The sequence below is a fragment of the Nocardia sp. NPDC004123 genome (assembly GCF_053603795.1).
Genome location: NZ_JBSGGG010000007.1, coordinates 68,766 through 84,914 on the forward strand (window position 1 = coordinate 68,766; position 16,149 = coordinate 84,914).

General features: G+C 69.6%; 14 protein-coding genes. 6 read left to right on the plus strand and 8 right to left on the minus strand.

Features of this window, described 5'->3' with window-relative positions; translation table 11 throughout:
- The first annotated feature begins 52 nt into the window (after nt 1-52).
- Complete coding sequence (locus tag ACWEQQ_RS11735; RefSeq protein WP_452348318.1) at nt 53-769, plus strand: sirohydrochlorin chelatase; 717 nt, start codon at nt 53-55, stop codon at nt 767-769.
- A 5-nt stretch (nt 770-774) separates the two neighbouring features.
- Here ACWEQQ_RS11735 and ACWEQQ_RS11740 read toward each other — a convergent pair whose 3' ends face one another.
- Nucleotides 775-1,482 carry a TIGR00266 family protein gene (locus ACWEQQ_RS11740; RefSeq protein WP_452341332.1) on the minus strand — a complete coding sequence of 236 codons (708 nt, stop codon included), beginning with the start codon at nt 1,480-1,482 and terminating at the stop codon, nt 775-777.
- Between the two features lie 136 nt (nt 1,483-1,618).
- Here ACWEQQ_RS11740 and ACWEQQ_RS11745 point away from each other — a divergent pair, with 136 nt between their 5' ends.
- The 3 genes from ACWEQQ_RS11745 to ACWEQQ_RS11755 all read left to right on the plus strand — a co-directional run bounded on the left by ACWEQQ_RS11745 (nt 1,619) and on the right by ACWEQQ_RS11755 (nt 3,738).
- Entirely contained in the window at nt 1,619-2,185 is a 567-nt protein-coding gene (locus ACWEQQ_RS11745) for a hypothetical protein (protein ID WP_452348170.1), read from the plus strand.
- 24 nt (nt 2,186-2,209) lie between these two features.
- Nucleotides 2,210-2,857 (plus strand): HAD family hydrolase, encoded by a 648-nt coding sequence (locus ACWEQQ_RS11750; protein WP_452348171.1) that lies wholly within the window; start codon nt 2,210-2,212, stop codon nt 2,855-2,857.
- Between the two features lie 116 nt (nt 2,858-2,973).
- Nucleotides 2,974-3,738: an SDR family NAD(P)-dependent oxidoreductase gene (locus tag ACWEQQ_RS11755; RefSeq protein ID WP_452348172.1), complete on the plus strand. Its 765-nt coding sequence runs from the start codon at nt 2,974-2,976 to the stop codon at nt 3,736-3,738.
- A 580-nt stretch (nt 3,739-4,318) separates the two neighbouring features.
- Here the strand turns inward: ACWEQQ_RS11755 and ACWEQQ_RS11760 are convergent.
- From ACWEQQ_RS11760 to ACWEQQ_RS11790, 7 genes are all read right to left on the minus strand, one after another.
- Nucleotides 4,319-6,562 (minus strand): Hsp70 family protein, encoded by a 2,244-nt coding sequence (locus ACWEQQ_RS11760; protein WP_452348173.1) that lies wholly within the window; start codon nt 6,560-6,562, stop codon nt 4,319-4,321.
- 690 nt (nt 6,563-7,252) lie between these two features.
- Nucleotides 7,253-8,836: an FAD-dependent oxidoreductase gene (locus tag ACWEQQ_RS11765; RefSeq protein WP_452348174.1), complete on the minus strand. Its 1,584-nt coding sequence runs from the start codon at nt 8,834-8,836 to the stop codon at nt 7,253-7,255.
- Between the two features lie 16 nt (nt 8,837-8,852).
- Nucleotides 8,853-9,857 carry an AurF N-oxygenase family protein gene (locus ACWEQQ_RS11770; RefSeq protein ID WP_452348175.1) on the minus strand — a complete coding sequence of 335 codons (1,005 nt, stop codon included), beginning with the start codon at nt 9,855-9,857 and terminating at the stop codon, nt 8,853-8,855.
- A 157-nt stretch (nt 9,858-10,014) separates the two neighbouring features.
- The gene (locus tag ACWEQQ_RS11775; RefSeq protein ID WP_452348176.1) at nt 10,015-11,037 is read right to left on the minus strand and encodes an Hsp70 family protein; all 1,023 of its coding nucleotides are present in this window, start codon (nt 11,035-11,037) and stop codon (nt 10,015-10,017) included.
- Nucleotides 11,038-11,358: 321 nt separating this feature from the next.
- Nucleotides 11,359-13,131 (minus strand): N-acetylmuramoyl-L-alanine amidase, encoded by a 1,773-nt coding sequence (locus tag ACWEQQ_RS11780; RefSeq protein WP_452348177.1) that lies wholly within the window; start codon nt 13,129-13,131, stop codon nt 11,359-11,361.
- 364 nt (nt 13,132-13,495) lie between these two features.
- The gene (locus tag ACWEQQ_RS11785; protein WP_452348178.1) at nt 13,496-13,957 is read right to left on the minus strand and encodes a QcrA and Rieske domain-containing protein; all 462 of its coding nucleotides are present in this window, start codon (nt 13,955-13,957) and stop codon (nt 13,496-13,498) included.
- Nucleotides 13,958-14,089: 132 nt separating this feature from the next.
- Nucleotides 14,090-14,647 (minus strand): sigma-70 family RNA polymerase sigma factor, encoded by a 558-nt coding sequence (locus tag ACWEQQ_RS11790; protein ID WP_452341322.1) that lies wholly within the window; start codon nt 14,645-14,647, stop codon nt 14,090-14,092.
- A 184-nt stretch (nt 14,648-14,831) separates the two neighbouring features.
- On the opposite strand from ACWEQQ_RS11790, the gene ACWEQQ_RS11795 reads away from it, so the two are divergent.
- On the plus strand, nt 14,832-15,212 hold the full coding sequence (locus tag ACWEQQ_RS11795) for a hypothetical protein (protein ID WP_452348179.1): 381 nt from the start codon (nt 14,832-14,834) through the stop codon (nt 15,210-15,212).
- Nucleotides 15,213-15,348: 136 nt separating this feature from the next.
- Nucleotides 15,349-16,101 (plus strand): alpha/beta fold hydrolase, encoded by a 753-nt coding sequence (locus ACWEQQ_RS11800; protein WP_452348180.1) that lies wholly within the window; start codon nt 15,349-15,351, stop codon nt 16,099-16,101.
- The last annotated feature ends 48 nt before the right edge of the window (nt 16,102-16,149 follow it).

Below are 16,149 nucleotides of genomic sequence, written 5' to 3' on the forward strand. Positions count from 1 at the left end.
CGCGCTCATCGCCGTGGCGCACGGCAGCCGGGATCCGCGCTCGGCCGCGACCATGCGGGCCGTGGTCGCGCGGATCGCGGCCCAGCGGCCGGATCTCGATGTGCGCCTGGCGTTTCTGGATCTGAGCACGCCCTCGGTGGATCAGGTCGTGGATGCGGTTGCGGCCGACGGGCATTCGCATGCCATCGTCGTTCCATTGCTGCTGGGCAGTGCCTTTCATGCCCGGGTGGACCTGCCCGGGATGCTGGAGGCCGCTCGCGCCCGGCATCCCCGGCTGCGGCTGACCCAGGCCGAAGTGCTCGGCCCCGATCCGCATCTGATCATCGCCCTGCGCGATCGCATCGTGGCGGCCATGAGCGCGGACGCCCCGCCCGCGACGTTGACCGACGTCGCGCCCAGCACGAGCCGGCCCGCCGGTCCACGCTGGGGCATTGCCGTTGCCGCCGTGGGCTCCTCGTCCGCGGCCGCCAATACCCGCACCGGTGACGTGGCACGGCTGCTGACCGCGATGACCGGCTGGGACACCGAAATCTGCTTCGCCACCACCGAACCCACGGTGCAACGGGCGTTCGCCCGGCTCCGGGCCCGCGGCGCGGACCGCGTCCTGGTCGCGCCCTGGTTCCTGGCCCCGGGCCTGCTCACCGACCGGCTGCACGACGCCCTGCCGCAACTGCCGCACGCCGAAACCATCGGCGCACACCCGCTCCTGGCCGAAGTGGCCCTGGACCGCTACGCCACCGCCGCCCTCCCCCTCGAACTCTCGGCCTGACGTCGTCAGCGCTGCGGGGCGCCGACGTCCGGGATGGGCAGGTACGGGATGAGGGAGTGGGCGAGGTTGGTGATGGTCAAGGACTGCAACCAGACTCGGCCGGGGCCGGTGAGGGCGGCGAGGAAGAGGCCGTCACCGCCGAAGAGCACATTGCGGATGCCCTTGACCATGGTGATGTCGAAATCCACCGAGGCATCGAACAATCCGATGTGGCCGGGGTGGACGCGGAGGGTTTCGCCGGGGGCCAGATCGTATTGGACCACCTCGCCGGAGAGCTCGACCCAGGCGTAGCCGTCGCCGCTGAGTCGCTGCAGCGTGAATCCGGTGCCCCCGAAGATGCCCGCGCCCAGGCGGCGCTGGAAGCTCAGAGCGACGCGGACATCGCCTGCGGCGCAGAGGAATCCGTGCCGGTGCACCAGGTATTCGCGCCCCTTGCCGATCTGTACGGGCAGGATCTGGCCGGGGAGTTTGGCGGCGAAGGCGACCCGGCCGGGATCGCGGTGGGCGGTGTACTCGGTCATGAACAGGCCCGCGCCCGCCATGGCGCGGCGGACCGCGCCGAAGACGCCGCCCGCGGCGCCGCGGGTGGAGGTGCTGAGGCGGATGGAGTCGGTCATCCAGGAGAGCTGGCCGGCCTCGGCGATGAGCCGGTCACCGGGGTCCAGTGCGACCTCGAGCACCGGCATGACGGTTCCGCGAATCCTGGCGTCCATCAGGTTCTCCCCTCCCGCGCACGACAACTCACACCAGTGTGCCTCGATGCGAGCCGCCGCGGGATCGTTGCCGACTTGCCACCGGGACGACCTTCTTAGTAGTTTAGGATTCCCTTACCTAACAGAAGGCTCGGCCATGCTCCAGACCAGTGACGCCCGGTATCACACCGGGACCGCGGGACTCCCGCACGATTCGTGGCGGATCGTGTCCGCCGCGGCGCTACTGGCCACCGGCGCCTTCGCGGCCGCCGTCTGGATCGCCGCCCACGTCACCACCAGCCCGGCCGTGCACACCGGCGGGCTGTTCGTCCATCTGGCCTCGCTGGTGGTGGGTTTCGGCGGGGTGCTCATGGCCGATTCCTTCGTTCTGCGGTGGGCCGCAGGAGGTCTCGGACTGGCCGAGACCCTGCGGGCGGTCGGCCGCCTGCACGTGCCGATCTGGCTGGGCCTGGCCGGGCTGATGGCCAGCGGCTGCGTGCTGGAACCGAATCTCGCCTCCACCATGACCCGCACCAAGCTGGCGCTGGTACTCGTGCTGACGCTCAACGGGATTCAGGCATGCGCGCTCAACCGCCGCCTGCAGGCCCGCGGCGAGCACCCGCTGACGCCACGGCTGCTGGCCTGGGGCGCGGCCACCGGACTGGTGTCGCAGCTGTGCTGGTGGGGCGCGACCGTCATCGGCTTCCTCAACGCACAACGCTGAACCACCGCCCGATACGCTGGGCGAATGATCAAGGCTGCGGTATTCGATGTGGGCGAGACGCTGATCGACGAGACGCGCATCTGGTGCCGATGGGCCGACCGGCTCGGCGTGCCACGCTTCGCGTTCCTGGGCGTGATCGGCGGCATGGCGGCCACCGGGCGGCCGCTCACCGACGCCTTCGAATTGGTGCGGCCGGGCATCGATATCGAGGCCGAGCAGGTCGCGTGGGCCGCCGAAGAGCCGGAGAGCCTGCGCAACAACTTCGACGCCGACGACCTGTACCCGGATGTGCGGCGGGCGCTGGGCGAGCTGCGGGCGCGCGGCATCAGCGTGATCATCGCGGGAAACCAACCGCCGCAGGCGAAATCGGCACTGGAGCGGATGGAGCTGCCGCTGGACGCGGTGTACACCTCGGCCGAATGGGCGCTGGAGAAGCCGGATCCCGAGTTCTTCGCGCGGGTCGCGGAGGTGGCGGGGGTCATGCCCGGCGAGATCTGCTATGTCGGGGATCGGGTCGACAATGACGTGCTGCCGGTCCTGGCGGCGGGCATGATGCCGGTGCTCATCCGGCGCGGGCCCTGGGGGTACCTGACCGCCGAGCAGCCCGACGCCGCGCGGGCGACGATCGTCGACGGACTCGACGAGCTGCCGGATCTCCTCGCCCCCGCCTGATTCCAGTTAGATGACATATCAAGTGTGACGGCTGTTTTCCGCCAGCAGCCACCCCCCTCGCGGCGTTGACTATGACATGTCAACGAAATCAGCTCTACCGCAAGGGGAATGCAGTCATGACGGATGCTCGATTCGAATCCAAGGTCGTTCTGATCACCGGCGCCACCTCGGGGGTCGGTGCGGCCGTGGCGCGGCGGATCGCGGCCGAGGGCGGGGCCGTGGCGCTCGGGGCACGCGGTAAGGACGCCGGTGACCGGATGGTGGAGGAGATCCGGGCCGCGGGCGGACGCGCGCTGTTCGTGCCCACCGACGTCACCGTCGAAGCCGACGTGGAACGGCTGACCGGGGCCGCCATCACCGAATTCGGCCGCCTGGACGCGGCTTTCAACAATGCGGGCGCGGTCAATGCCTTCGGTCCGGTGCAGGACATCGACGAGACCGGGTGGCGCGCGGATCTGGAACTCAACCTGACGGCCGTCTATTACGGCCTGCGCCATCAGGTTCCGGCGCTCGCGGCCGGCGGTGGCGGCGCGATCCTCAACAATGCCTCCAACCTCGGCGTCGTCGGGATGGCGCAGGTCGCGCCCTATGTCGCCGCCAAACACGGTGTGGTGGGCCTGACCCGGGCCGTCGCCATGGAAGCGGCCGACCGGTCCATCCGGGTCAACGCCCTGGTCTCCGGCGCGGTCGACACCCCCGCCTTCCGCGCCTCCATGGGCGCTACCCCGGAGGGCGAGGCCGCCATCGCCGCCCTGCACCCCCTCGGCCGCATCGCGCGCCCCGCGGAAATCGCCGCCTTCTGCGCCTACCTGCTCAGTGACGAGGCGAGCTTCATCACGGGCGCGGCCCTCGCCATCGACGGCGGCTTCACCGCACGCTGACCCGCGACTGGCCCACCACCGCGCCCGGGCACAGGAAACGCGAGGTGGGCCGGTCACTTTCGACGATGGGGACGCGGACGTCGCAGGTCCGCCACGCCCTCATCGCCGGTCCGTGCGGGCGAGCCGCCGCTCGCCCGAGCCCGGGGACGAGGTGGGGCGGGTTGGTCAGTCCCGCCGGCCACCTACGTCACCGTGGGGAACGGGCCGATGGTGGGACGCCACCGCCCGATCTCCCCCGCAACCCCCACCGGCGTACGGGAGCACACGCCCGATGGGGGATTCGCCGAAAGGCCCTCGCCCACAACGAATCGAGGCCACTACAGGTCCGGCATCCGAACGATGCGGGCGCCCGGCAAAGATCCATGCGACCAGGACCGTCGCGGCGGGATCCGCGGTGCGGCCGAACGACCCCGGCCGACGGGATGCACAGTGCCGCGGGGAATCAGTGGTGGCCACGACAGGTCCGGCGTCCGAACGATGCAGGCGCTCACCGAAGATCAGTGTCGCCTGGACCGCCGCGGCCGGATCGGCGGTACGGCCGGACGAGCCCGGCCGACGGGATGCGCAGTGCCGCAGGGGATCAGTGGTGGCCACCGCCGCCACCTCCGCCCTTGCCACCGCCACCCATACCGCCGCCCATGCCTCCGCCGCCACCCATACCGCCGCCCATGCCTCCGCCGCCACCCATACCGCCGCCCATGCCTCCGCCGCCGCCCATCCCGCCGCCACCCATACCGCCGTGGCTGCCGCCGGGGCTGCCCATGCCGCCGCCGAGGCCGCCACCCTTGGGGAAGCCGCCGCCTGAGGCGTTGCCGCCGGTGTTGGCGCCGCCGGTATGGGTGCCGCCGCCGATCGAGCCAGGGGAACCGCCACCGGGGGTCGAGCCTCCGGGAGAGGTTGCGCCCGTTCCGGTTCCGCCGGGCTTCGAGCCGCCGGGGTTGGAGCCGCCGGGGTTGGAGCCGCCCGGGTTCAAGCCGCCAAGGTTTGAACCACCCGGGTTCGAACCACCCGGGTGCGAGCCGCCAGGGTTGGAACCACCAGGGTTGGAACCGCCCGGAGAACTGCCCCTGTTTGCTCCCGCCGGGTCGCCGGTTGCGCCGCCCGGAGTGCTGCCGCCACCGCCTGCTGGGGTGCCGCTGCCGGGGGTCGAGGTGCCGGGATTTCCGCCGGTGTTGGTTCCGCCGGTGGAGGTGCCCGGGGTGGAACCGCCTGGGTTCGAACCGCCCGCGGTTCCGTCTCCGGGCGTTCCACCTGTGGTGCCGGGTTGGGTTCCGCCCGAAGTACTTCCGGGAGTTGTGCCACCAGGCTGGCCTGCGCCGGGTCGACCGGTGCCGGGTTGACCGGTGCCGGGCTGGCCACTGCCGGGTTGGCCCGCGCCGGGCTGACCGGTACCGGGCTGGCCCGTGCCGGGTTGGGTTCCGGGTTGCGTTGCGCCGGGGATGGTTCCGCCGGGGAGGGTGCCGGGGATGCTGACCTTGGGGACGTGGCCGGAGTACAAGCCGACGGTCCAGCCGCCGAGGGCGGGGTTCTGGAACGGGAGGGGGTTGGTGAACTGCGCCGGGTTGCCGTAGGTGCTGACCGTGCCTGTGACAGTGCGGGTTTCGCAGTGGGTGCCGCCGCCGGTGGAGTCGACGGGTTGGCCGGCGACCCAGGTGGGGGTGACGGTCGGGGCCAGCGGGGAGTGGGCACGGACGGCTGCCACGGTGGCGATGGCGTGGGTACCGGTGCCGGGGGGCGCGCCGGCATCGTCGAGGACGATGACATCGTGGGTGCCGAGGGGCGCGGTCCCGCCGGACGGCTCGGCGGGTTCGGGGGCGGCCTGGAGTCCGGGCGGTCCGGCGACGGGCCCGCCGAGCACGGTGGCGGCGGACATGGCGAGCGCGGAAGCCACTGCGGCGCCGGAGATCACGGCAGCGCGGGGGGCGTATCGGGCGATGGCCGAGCCGGTATCCGCGCTGTGAAAGGCCGCGATGGACGCACCCACCGCCACGGTATTGGCCGGATCGGGCGACATGACGACCGGGCGACCCAGGTCCGACAGCACGCGGGCCACCTCGGCGGGGCGGGCCGCGCCGCCGATCAGCAGGACCCGGTCGATCTCCTCCATGTGCAGCCCGGCCCGGTGCACGACCGAACGCACCAACCGTAGCGAATTGCGAATGTGCCAGCTGCGCAGGCGATTCGTGTCGGAGGCGGGTACCACGGCCGAGACCGGCTGCGTCGAGCCGGGCGCGATGCTGCGCGCGTAGCGGGCCAGCAGGGTGCCCAGCGGCCGTCCGCCGTAGTCATACGAACGTTCGGCCCGCCCGAGGATGCCGCGTTCGTCGCGATCGGACTCGGTGCGCACGACAGCGACGTCCAGGGCGTTCCCGCCGAGGTCGTAGACCAGGGTGAGCCCGGATTCGGAGAGGCCGTATTCCTCGTCGAGCCATTCGACCGCCGCCACCGGCTCGGGCATCAGCATGACGTCGGCGGCGCCGGACCAGTCCAGTGCCCGCCGCAATCGCGTGACGTGTTTGTCCGAATAGCAAGCGGGATAGGTGGTTACGGCGGGGGCCTCGGGGGCGTTGGTCTCGATGAGACCGTTCACCACGGCCGCCACCAGGTCCGCTGGGGACCAGATGCGACCGCCGATGACCACCGGGTCCGGCTCGCTGGTGAGATCGGCGAAGTCGGTGACCACCGGGACGAAGTGGGGAATGCCCCCGATCTGCGGGCCGCCGGCGCTGTCGAAGGTGACTGCGGTCCGGCGAACACGCACCGCGGGCCGGTTCCGATCACCGGCCGTGGTCGCCCAGACGGAGTTCACTGTGCCGATGCTCATGCCAAAGCCAACTGTCATTGCCATCCCGTCAACGCACCGAGACCACGGCCCACGGGCGTACCAACCATGTGGTCGCGGTCGTTTTCCAAACAGCGCGTTCAGGTTAGCTGTCGTTTGCGGTACTCGAATATCGGATTGGGAGAAAAGATTTCGCGTCCAGTAGCGAAGATAGCGAATCTACTGGTCATGCAACCGTCCGAACAAGATCGAATCCAACTGCGCAATGAAAGCAACCGAACAGTCTTCCTCAACAGCTACAACTCAGCGAACAAATAATTCATACCGACCGGTAGGCGAAGAGTGTCCGAAAAATCAGACCGCAGTCTCAGTACGGGCGTGTGGACTACCGATCACTGGCCGGTAGCTGCCTCGGATTACCCCACGCGAGCCGCTTCACCGTCCGTGATTCGCACTGAAATCTTCTCTACTACCGCAGACGTCGCAGCGAGCAAACACAGCATTACAACTCGCACAACAACATCGGTACAGTGCCTCCGCACCGCCCCCGAAAATTCGCAGCCGAAGCGCGACCGAATACGGTGCCCAGCACAAAAAGTCATCAACCGTCATACGAGAAGCCCACCGAGGCAGGGAAAGACCGGCCACAAAAGGGACGAAACGGCGAAAGCCGCCGCACGCGCAGGGGGTTGGCATGCGACGGCTTTCATGGGCGGCGCTGACAGAGGTGGGTCAGCGGCGCACCATCAGGGAAAGCCTGCGACGGGGGCGGTTGACCGCGCCGCCACGGATGGCGTGCGGTTGACGATCACCGACCAATCGGTCGAAATCGCCTGCGCTGTACGCCGGTTGCGCCAGGCGGCCGGCATTGAAGTCGTCCACCAGCTGACGCACGGTCTGCTGCGCGCAGGACTTGTTGGTGCCGATGAACCCGGTCGGACCACGCTTGATCCAGCCGGTGACATAGGCACCCGGCACCACCGAGCCGCCGGACTCCTCGAGCACCCGGCCGTCCAGATTCGGGATGACCCCGGCCCGCTCGTCGAACGGCACGCCCGGCAGGGCCACACCCCGGTAGCCCACCGAGGTCAGCACCAGTCCGGCGTCGAGGGTTTCGATCTCCCCGGTCGGGACCGCGTGCACCGCACCGTCATCGCCGGTGACGAGCTCGTTGCACACCACCTCGACCCCGGTCACGCGGTCCATGCCCGCGATCGCGACCGGCGCCGACAGGTACCGGAAGACGATACGCTTGCGACCGCCCACGGGCCGATCGGGCAAGTCGCGCAACAGCTTCAGCTTGTGCTCTACCTTCTGCGACATGCCCTCGACGATCTCGGGAATCTCACCCTCGACCACGATGTCGACGTCCGCGCCCAGCAGGCCCACGAATTCCGGTACGGTGAAGGCGGATTCGGCCGGACCGCGTCGCCCGAGGATCACTACCTCCTCGATAGTGCTGCGCCGCAGGGCATTCAGCGCCCGCTGCGAGACATCGGTGCCGACCAGCAGTTCCGGATCGGCGGTCAGAATCCGCGCAACGTCCAGCGCCACATTGCCGTTGCCCACGATCACCGCGCGCCGGTGCGACAGGTCGAAGAACCGGCCCGCCTGATCCGGGTGCCCGTTGTACCAGGCCACGAAGTCGGTGGCGGAGGTACTGCCCGGCAGCCCCTCCCCCGGAATCCCGAGCTTGCGGTCCGAGGACGCACCGACCGCATAGATCACCGCGTGGTGGTGCGCCAGCAGTTCCTCATGCGAGACATGCTGTCCCACATTCACATTCAGGTAGGACCCGAAGCCCGGCTGCGCCGAGATCACGTCGAAGAGGTCACCGACCCTGCGAGTCTTGGTGTGATCGGGCGCGACACCGAAGCGGGCCAGGCCGTAGGGCGTGGTCACCTTGTCGAACACGGTCACGGAAACACCTGGCTGCGTGAGCAGTTCGTCGGCCGCGTACATGGCCGAAGGCCCGGAGCCGATGACGGCCACCCGCAGCGGCTCCCGCCCGGGCTTGACCTCCGCGGCCGGAATCGGCTGCGCCAGCAGCGGCCGCGGCCGCTCCTGCCGGTAGAAGTCGGCATTGATCTCGATGAACGGCAGCTGCTCGGAAGTCAGCTTCTTCGACGATGTGATGGCGTCCACCGGGCACGCGGTGGCGCACGCCCCGCAGTCCACGCAGGCCTGCGGGTCGACGTAGAGCATTTCCGCGGTCAGGAAGTCCGGCTCGTCCGGGGTCGGGTGGATGCAGTTGACCGGGCAGGCGTAGACGCAGGACGCGTCGCTGCAACAGGATTGGGTGACAACGTACGGCACTGTACGTCCCCCTCCCCTACGCGGCCTTGCCGGAGCGGATCGGCTCCGAGCGGTAGCGCGAGGCCGCGCCGTCGATGCCGAGCAGCTTCCAGACCCGCTTGGAGATCGGGTTCATCAGGCCGATCTCGTGGGCCAGCGCGCGGACGTCGATGAAGTAGTCGCTGAAGACCTGCTTGGCCTCCTTGGAGCCGTAGAACAGCTCCTTGCGCACCTGCTCCGGAATGTCGAACTCCTGGAAGAACTTCTTCGGCGGGGTCGCGATGGAGCGGCCCAGGATGAACATGACGATCGGCATGGCGATCGAGAGGATGAAGCGGTTGGCCGCGTTCTGCTCCGGCACGTGGTGCTTGAGGAACTCGTGCGCGAAGGAGATGTGGCGCGCCTCCTCGGCGACGTGAATGCTCATGACGCCGCGCATGATCGGGTGCACCTCCTCACCCGAGCGGAGGATCTGCTTCTGGATGTGGTCGATCGGCTCCTCGCCGGCGAGCACGGCCATGAAGAACAGGTTGGGGAACGCGATGGCGACCGGCACGCCGAACAGGCGCAGCTGCCGGACGAGCGGGCCCATGCCCGGGACGTCCACGCCGATGCGGTTCACCATCTCCTGGAACATCAGGGTGTGGTTGAGTTCCTCGGCCATCTCGTGGGTGCAGTAGCGGAACTCCGCGTCACCGTTGGGCAGCGAGAAGGTGTGGTTCACCATGCCGCTGATCAGGATGGACTCGAACTGCAGGCCGACCTTGGCGATATTGGCCTGCCGGTACTTGCCCACCTCGATCTGTTGCTCCACCGGGAGCGACTGGTACCAGTCGTGGCGGCCGAGGGGGTCCGCGGACTCCGGCAGGATCCAGCGCTCGGGGCGGGCGTTGGCGTCGAAGTCGGGGTTGTCCCAGTCGATGTCCTCGTAGGGGTCGAAGTGCTTGTTCACCGACCCTTCCGAGAGCAGCAGCAGCTTGTTGGCATACTCCTGAGCTTCGGCAACCACGGGGTCGTCAAGGGGGGTCGTGGTCGGAGACATCGTCGTCACCTCTCCAGTCAGTGGCGTTATGTGTACCCCATAGTTACACCAAACAGGAGAGGCGTCAACAGCCCGTTCGCACGATGCTTGCACGAGTTAGCGCCGATCAGCAGGCGAGGCCGCGGCGAACCGGCGAGTAGCAGGACAAATGATCACTTCAGAGCGCTGCCACCCTGGTGACGCGCCGGAACAGACCCATCAGCGAACGAGGCCGATGGCTCCGCGAATCCTGGGCGATCAGCGCCTGCCGGGCCGCGATGGCAGCGCCATCGGCGATCGTGCGCTCCGGATCGGAGGCCACCGTCACCGGACGCGCCAGCTCCTCGGCGAGCACCTGCGCCACCTCCGGCGGGCGCGCCGCGCCGCCGACCACCAGGATCCGATCCACATCGGCCATGGTGACGTCCGCGATGCGCAGGCAGCGGTAGACCAGCGCCAGCGAACGGCGAATGTGCTCGCTGCGCAACTCGCCCGAATCGGCGTCCGAGAGCCCGCGCGGCACCACCTGCGATCCGGCCGTGCGCCGCAGCGTGCACGCCACCAGGTCCCCGAAGGCCCGGCCCCCGTATTCGACCGAGTGCAGCGACGATCCGACGATGGGATTGCTCGGCGCGCCGATGCCCACCCGCAGCAGCGTGACATCCAGCCCGGACCCGCCGAGGTCGTAGACCAGCGCCAAACCCGGTGTGAGCGGCCCCCGTTCGGCAGCCAGCCAGGACGCGGCGGCGATCGGCTCGGCCAGCAGGGTGGCCCGGGTGAGGCCGACGCCGTCGAGAGCGGTGCGCAGCTCGGCCACCAGGGCGGCGGGGTATCCGGCCGGATGGGTCACCGCGATTCCCGTGTCACCGGCGCCCAGCGGTCCCGCCGGCGCCTGCCCCAGCACCTCGGCCACCACGCTGTAGGCCACCGTCGCCACCAGATCCGCGGCCGACAGCGCCCGATGCCCGACCCGCGCGACCGGAGCCTCCCGCTGGGTGAGGTCCGCGAATTCGGTGATGACCCGCCCGTGCCGGGGAATGCGGCCGACCCGGGCGCTGCCCGAACTGTCGAAGGTGAGGGTGGTGCGCCAGGTGGCCGGAGGCGCACCCCGACGGCCGTGCGGAAGCTTTCCGGATCGATCCGCCGCCGTGGAGCAGACCGTATTCACCGTGCCGATACTCAAACCCACACCGAGCGCCATGATCCACCTCGATCGATGAGTCGACTACGCCGGCCGTCCGACCCGACCCGAATTCATGCAACTCCTGCGCCGGATGCTTGCCAACCACCGGACACGAGGTTGTCCGCTCGTGCGCCGGTGAGCTGCCACGACCACGCTGTCCAGGCAGTCGATGGCGAGGCGCCCACGCGCGTTCGGATCGCGGAATGTTTGCCCGATGTCGGCTGTCCGCCCGATACGGGAAACCGGATGCCGAGCGGTTCGAATGGGGCCGATGTGGACGAAATCGCCCCCGCTCCGGAGGATTCGGAGCGGGGGCGATTCGTACCGCACTGATGCGGACTACTTGGTGGCCGTGCTCAGCAACGTGCTGCTCAGCACCGAGACCAGGCTGTAGGCCAGGTTGACCGCGTCGGAAGCGAGACCGGAATCGCCCGTGAGCATCTTGGCGAGCGGGCCCAGGAACTTGACGGCCAGCTGCAGCAGCGAATTCACGGAAATCCCGTTCAGCCGAGTGGTTTTGGAATTCTTGTCGGTCGCCGGGGCCGGTGCGCCCGGAACCTGCGCACCCGGGGCCTGCACGCCCGGGGTCGACTGCGTACCCGGGACGGCCGGCGTGGCCGGAGTCCCCTGACCGCCCGTAGTGCCCGGCGATTGCCGTTGCGGCGCACGCTGATCCGCGATCGGCCGCGCGACGGGCTTGGTCTGCGCCGGCGGTGCGGGCTGCGCCGCCGGCGGCTGGGCGCCGGTCTGCGGCGGCGTGCCCGGCTGCGGCGCGGTCTGCGGCTGGGTACCCGGCGTCTGCGACTGCAGCCAGGTCTTCAGGAACTGATCGGCGAGCTGCTGGGCGACCTGCAGACTCCCCTCGAGCGCCGCTTCACCCGGCTGCTGCGCCGGAGCCGAATTCTGTGGCGCCGGAGCCGGATTCAGTTGCAACGGTGCGGGAGCCGCCGTATACCCGGGAAGCTGCGCCGGGAACGTCGATGTCTGCCCCTGCTGAGCAGGCGTCGGCTCCGGTTGCACCGGGGCCGGTCCCACCTGGGCCGGAGTCTGCCCAGGCTGGGCCGGCGTCGCCGGAACGGCGGCCTGGGGCGCCTGCGCCGGCACCACGGCCGGCTGCGCCTGCGGCACCGCCGCCTGCGGTGTCTGCGCCGCGGCAGGATTCTGGTGTGCCGCAGCCGGATTCGGATCGACAGGAGCGCCGGCCTGCGGCGCCGGGACGGGGGCCTGCGCGGGCTGCGGCTGCGGCTCGGCGGGCTGCGCCGGAACCTGTTGTCCCGGTTGTGTTCCCGGCTCGGACGCCAGCCCGGTGTCGGCAGGCACCGGCACGCCGAGCAGGTAGGACGCGATCCCGGTGGTGATGGTGACAGCGTGCTTGAGCTGCCCCTCGGGGGATTCCAGCTGCTGCGCGTCCTCGACATTGGCGCCGTTGCCCATTTCGAGGAATACGTCCGGCACGGCGGTCAGCGCGGGCCCGGCAATGTCGGAGCGGGTCTGGAGTCCGTCGACCGCCCCGTTGTAGGTGGCGACCTGATACCCGCTCTGCACGTAGGCATCTCGCATGGCCTTGCTCGCGGTCAGCCCGGCGCCGCCCTGCACCTCGCTGACCTTGGCGTCGGCGACGGGCAGCGCCGGCACGATGAGGTGGAAGCCGTGCCCGTCGGCGGGACCGCTGTCGGCGTGGATGCTGAGGGCGATATCGGCGCCGGAGGCATTGGCGGCCTTGGCCCGATCGTCGATGCAGCCGCCCCAGCCGGTGTCGTCGGGGCGACTCATCACGACGTGCGCGCCCAGGCCCTCGAGCGAGGTGCGCACCAGCTGCGCGACATTCCAGTTGATGGTGTGCTCGGCGATGCCGTGCAGGCTGGTCATGCCGGTGGTCTGGCACGCCTTGGTGCCACCGCGACCATCGCTGACCTGTTTGTTCTCATCCTGAGTGTGATTGTCGCCCTGATGGCCCGGGTCCAGGAAGATGGTCTTCCCGGCGAGCTTCTGGGGCAGCTCCGGCAGCGCGGGCGCGGCCAGGGCGGCGACCGGGACGATCCCGGCCACGGTGGTGATCGCCGCGGCGGTGACGGCGGTGCAGATTCCGGCCTTAGTGATGCTTGGCTTCATAAGCGGACGGCGCTCGGGGCGGAGCGCCCCTCCCTTCCCACTAGTAACACCAGACCCAGCTGTTCACTCTGGCAACACCAGTTACTTTCTGGCAAGCTTCGTGATGGAACCGTTACCAGTGGTCAGGCGTCCGAAATCGCCGTCCTGGGCGCAACCGGCCGCAATGGGCAAAAGACCACTGCGCCCACTATCCCGCACTTCGCAGCCCCCACCCGGGCGACGCGCCCGGACGGAATCCGCCCCCGCAGCGCGAGGCGTGCGGGGGCGGTCAGGTCGGCGCTGAGAGCAGGTGGCTCGACACGCCCGAGCCGAGCTCGGGGCGGCTCGACGCCCTCCCCGGGGTCCAGCTCGGTGACGGGTGGTGTCAGGCCGAGACGATCTGATCCCCGTCGACGCGGATGGCCCTGGGGTCCAGCGCGCGCGGCGCGGGACCACCGGCGACCGTGCCGTCCAGGTTGAATGTGCTGCCGTGGCACGGGCACTTGATCAGGCCGCCCTCGACGGCATTCACCTTGCAGCCCAGGTGGGTACAGGTGGACGAGAACCCGTCGAAGGTGCCGGCGACGGGCTGGGTGATCACGGTGTCACCGCTGATGATGCCGCCGCCGACCGGAACGTCGCTGGTACTGGCCAGGACATTGCCCTGTTTCTTGGCGGCGGCCGGATCGTTCTCGGCGGGGGCCGGATTGGGTGCCGCCGAGGCCGATTTGTCGGAGGTGCTGCTGCAACCGGCCACGGTGAGCGCGGTCGCGGCGACCGCGGTGGTGGCCAGGGCGGTCCGGCGGTCCATGCGGAACCCGCCGGGAGCCGGGGTGGTGTCGGTCATCGGTAACTCCTCGCTCGGGGCCGAGCCGATGTGGATCGGCCGCTGCTTGTTCGACGTGCGGAGGGGGTCTGTAGGTTCACCTATCCGCGACATGCCTGCGGCCCCCGGGAAACTACATCCTCCGGCGTCGGGTCACGCGCTGATCGGCAATCGGCGCAGCGAGCGCAGGGCGTAGTGCACCCGGGTCTTGACGGTGCCGACCGGTATGCCCAGGTCGGCGGCCACATCCTGGTAGGCACGATCACGCAGGATCACCTGCACAATGGCGTCGCGCTGCGGCGGCGGCAGCTGGTCCAGCAGGTCGGCGACCAGCAGCCCGTCGGCCAGCGCCTCGGTGAAGTCGGGGCGGGCGCAGCGGCTCTCCGCCTGCTCCCCGATCTGGTCCCAGCTGCTGTCACCGGGACGGGCAGCCCGGAAGCGGGCGGTATCGGTGAGCACATTGCGTTCGATGGTGAGCAGCCAGGTGCGCACGCTGCCCCGATCCGGGTCGTAGCTGGCGCAGGCGCGCCACGCCCGCAGCAGGGTCTCCTGCACGGCGTGTTCGGCGAGGCCCGGGTCGCCGAGGCGGCTCATGGCCCGCCAGTGCAGCAGGCCGCGGTCGGTGGCCAGGACGGCCGCCAGACCTGCGTCGGTGCACAGCCGGGCGCAGTGGTCGGCGCAGCCGGTACTGACCGGGCGAAGACTTCCCATGTTTGAATATCGTCGCGGGAGCCGAAAGAGCATCGCTCAAGTTTGTGAATTCCCCGAAACCAACCGATTTCCCGAAAACAGACCGGAATTTCTGATAGACCCTCCCCCGGGAGATGCGGGGATCTCTCCCGACACCGCACGCCGGGAACCGTGCGGTGCAGTGAGCTGCTCAGGGAGGAACACCGTGCGTGCAGGCGCGCTCGTGGTCGCGGGAGCATTCGCTTCCGCGCTGACAATTACCGCAACCGGAATTGCGGCGGCCGAACCGGCCACCGATATCACGGTGGACGGGACGTATCTGGTCAATGTGGATATCGAGCCGGGCACGTATATCGGCGACGGGACGCCGGATCCGGGCGCCGGCGCGTGCTTCTGGCGGCGGCTGTGGAAGGTCCAGCAGCCGGGCGACTACCCGGACCCGAACTACTACATCATCGCCAGCGACTTCACCCGGACGAAGCCGATCACAGTGGAGATCAAGGCGACCGATGTGGGGTTCTCGACCGAGAACTGCGGGGCCTGGCATCTGCAGCCCGCACGGCCCAGTACGGGCTCGTTCGGGTGACCGAATGGCCCTGGCGGGTACTGGGATTGGTGATGCCGCTGCTGTCGCGCGCGATCATGGCGCGGATTTGCCAGGACCGCGGGCAATCGGCGCGAAGACTGTCGCATGATCGAATCGCACCGATAGCATCGCGGCCATGGCGAAATTCACCACCTGGGACGGCTTGGAGCTCAACTACCGCGTGTGGGAGGGCGAGGGCGTTCCGGTGGTGCTGCAGCACGGAATCGTGGCCGACACCAATGCCAATTGGATGAGCGTGGGTGTGGTCTCGGCGCTGCAGCGGGCGGGCCGTCACGTCATCTCGCTGGACGCGCGCGGCCACGGCCGCTCCGAGAAGCCGCACGACCCGGCCCGCTACTCGTGGCAGGCCATGGCCGACGACCTGCGCGCACTGTTCGACGAGCTCGGGCTGGATCGCGTCGCGCTGGCCGGCTATTCGATGGGCGCGATCATCTCGCTGCTGGTCGCGGGCGCCGACAAGCGGGTGGAGCGGCTGGCCATCGGCGGCATCGGCAGCGGCGTGGTGGACTGCGGCGGAATCGATTGGCGCGTCATCGATGCCACGGACCTCACGACCGCCATGTCCGGCGACGGCTCCGGTGCGGTCCCCCAGGCTGGCATGTTCCGCATCCTGGCCGACGCCCTGGGCGCGGACCGCGAGGCCATCGCGATGCTCGCCGCCGGATTGCGTGAAGCCCCGATCGAATCCCTGTCCGGCATCACCATTCCCACCCTGGTGCTGGCGGGCGACAACGATCCGTTCGCGGCCGAACCGGAACGCCTCGCCGCCGCCCTGCCCGATGCCACCTGTGTGGTGGTCCCCGGCGATCACCTCGCCGCCGTCGCCAACCCGGCCTTCTCCGCCACCCTGGTCGACTTCCTGCGGTGAGAATTGCGCTGGCGACGCCGCCCCCGACTTCCAGGGGTTTCAGGGGCT

Excerpts from the sequence above, each read along its gene's own strand:
- ACWEQQ_RS11745 (WP_452348170.1), top strand. The coding sequence starts at position 1,619 with ATGCTCCAGACCAGTGACGCCCGGTATCACACCGGGACCGCGGGACTC.
- ACWEQQ_RS11740 (WP_452341332.1), bottom strand. The coding sequence starts at position 1,482 with ATGGACGCCAGGATTCGCGGAACCGTCATGCCGGTGCTCGAGGTCGCA.
- ACWEQQ_RS11775 (WP_452348176.1), bottom strand. The coding sequence starts at position 11,037 with ATGGCGCTCGGTGTGGGTTTGAGTATCGGCACGGTGAATACGGTCTGC.
- ACWEQQ_RS11755 (WP_452348172.1), top strand. The coding sequence starts at position 2,974 with ATGACGGATGCTCGATTCGAATCCAAGGTCGTTCTGATCACCGGCGCC.
- ACWEQQ_RS11785 (WP_452348178.1), bottom strand. The coding sequence starts at position 13,957 with ATGACCGACACCACCCCGGCTCCCGGCGGGTTCCGCATGGACCGCCGG.
- ACWEQQ_RS11790 (WP_452341322.1), bottom strand. The coding sequence starts at position 14,647 with ATGGGAAGTCTTCGCCCGGTCAGTACCGGCTGCGCCGACCACTGCGCC.
- ACWEQQ_RS11735 (WP_452348318.1), top strand. The coding sequence starts at position 53 with ATGCGGGCCGTGGTCGCGCGGATCGCGGCCCAGCGGCCGGATCTCGAT.
- ACWEQQ_RS11770 (WP_452348175.1), bottom strand. The coding sequence starts at position 9,857 with ATGTCTCCGACCACGACCCCCCTTGACGACCCCGTGGTTGCCGAAGCT.
- ACWEQQ_RS11780 (WP_452348177.1), bottom strand. The coding sequence starts at position 13,131 with ATGAAGCCAAGCATCACTAAGGCCGGAATCTGCACCGCCGTCACCGCC.
- ACWEQQ_RS11760 (WP_452348173.1), bottom strand. The coding sequence starts at position 6,562 with ATGAGCATCGGCACAGTGAACTCCGTCTGGGCGACCACGGCCGGTGAT.
- ACWEQQ_RS11750 (WP_452348171.1), top strand. The coding sequence starts at position 2,210 with ATGATCAAGGCTGCGGTATTCGATGTGGGCGAGACGCTGATCGACGAG.
- ACWEQQ_RS11800 (WP_452348180.1), top strand. The coding sequence starts at position 15,349 with ATGGCGAAATTCACCACCTGGGACGGCTTGGAGCTCAACTACCGCGTG.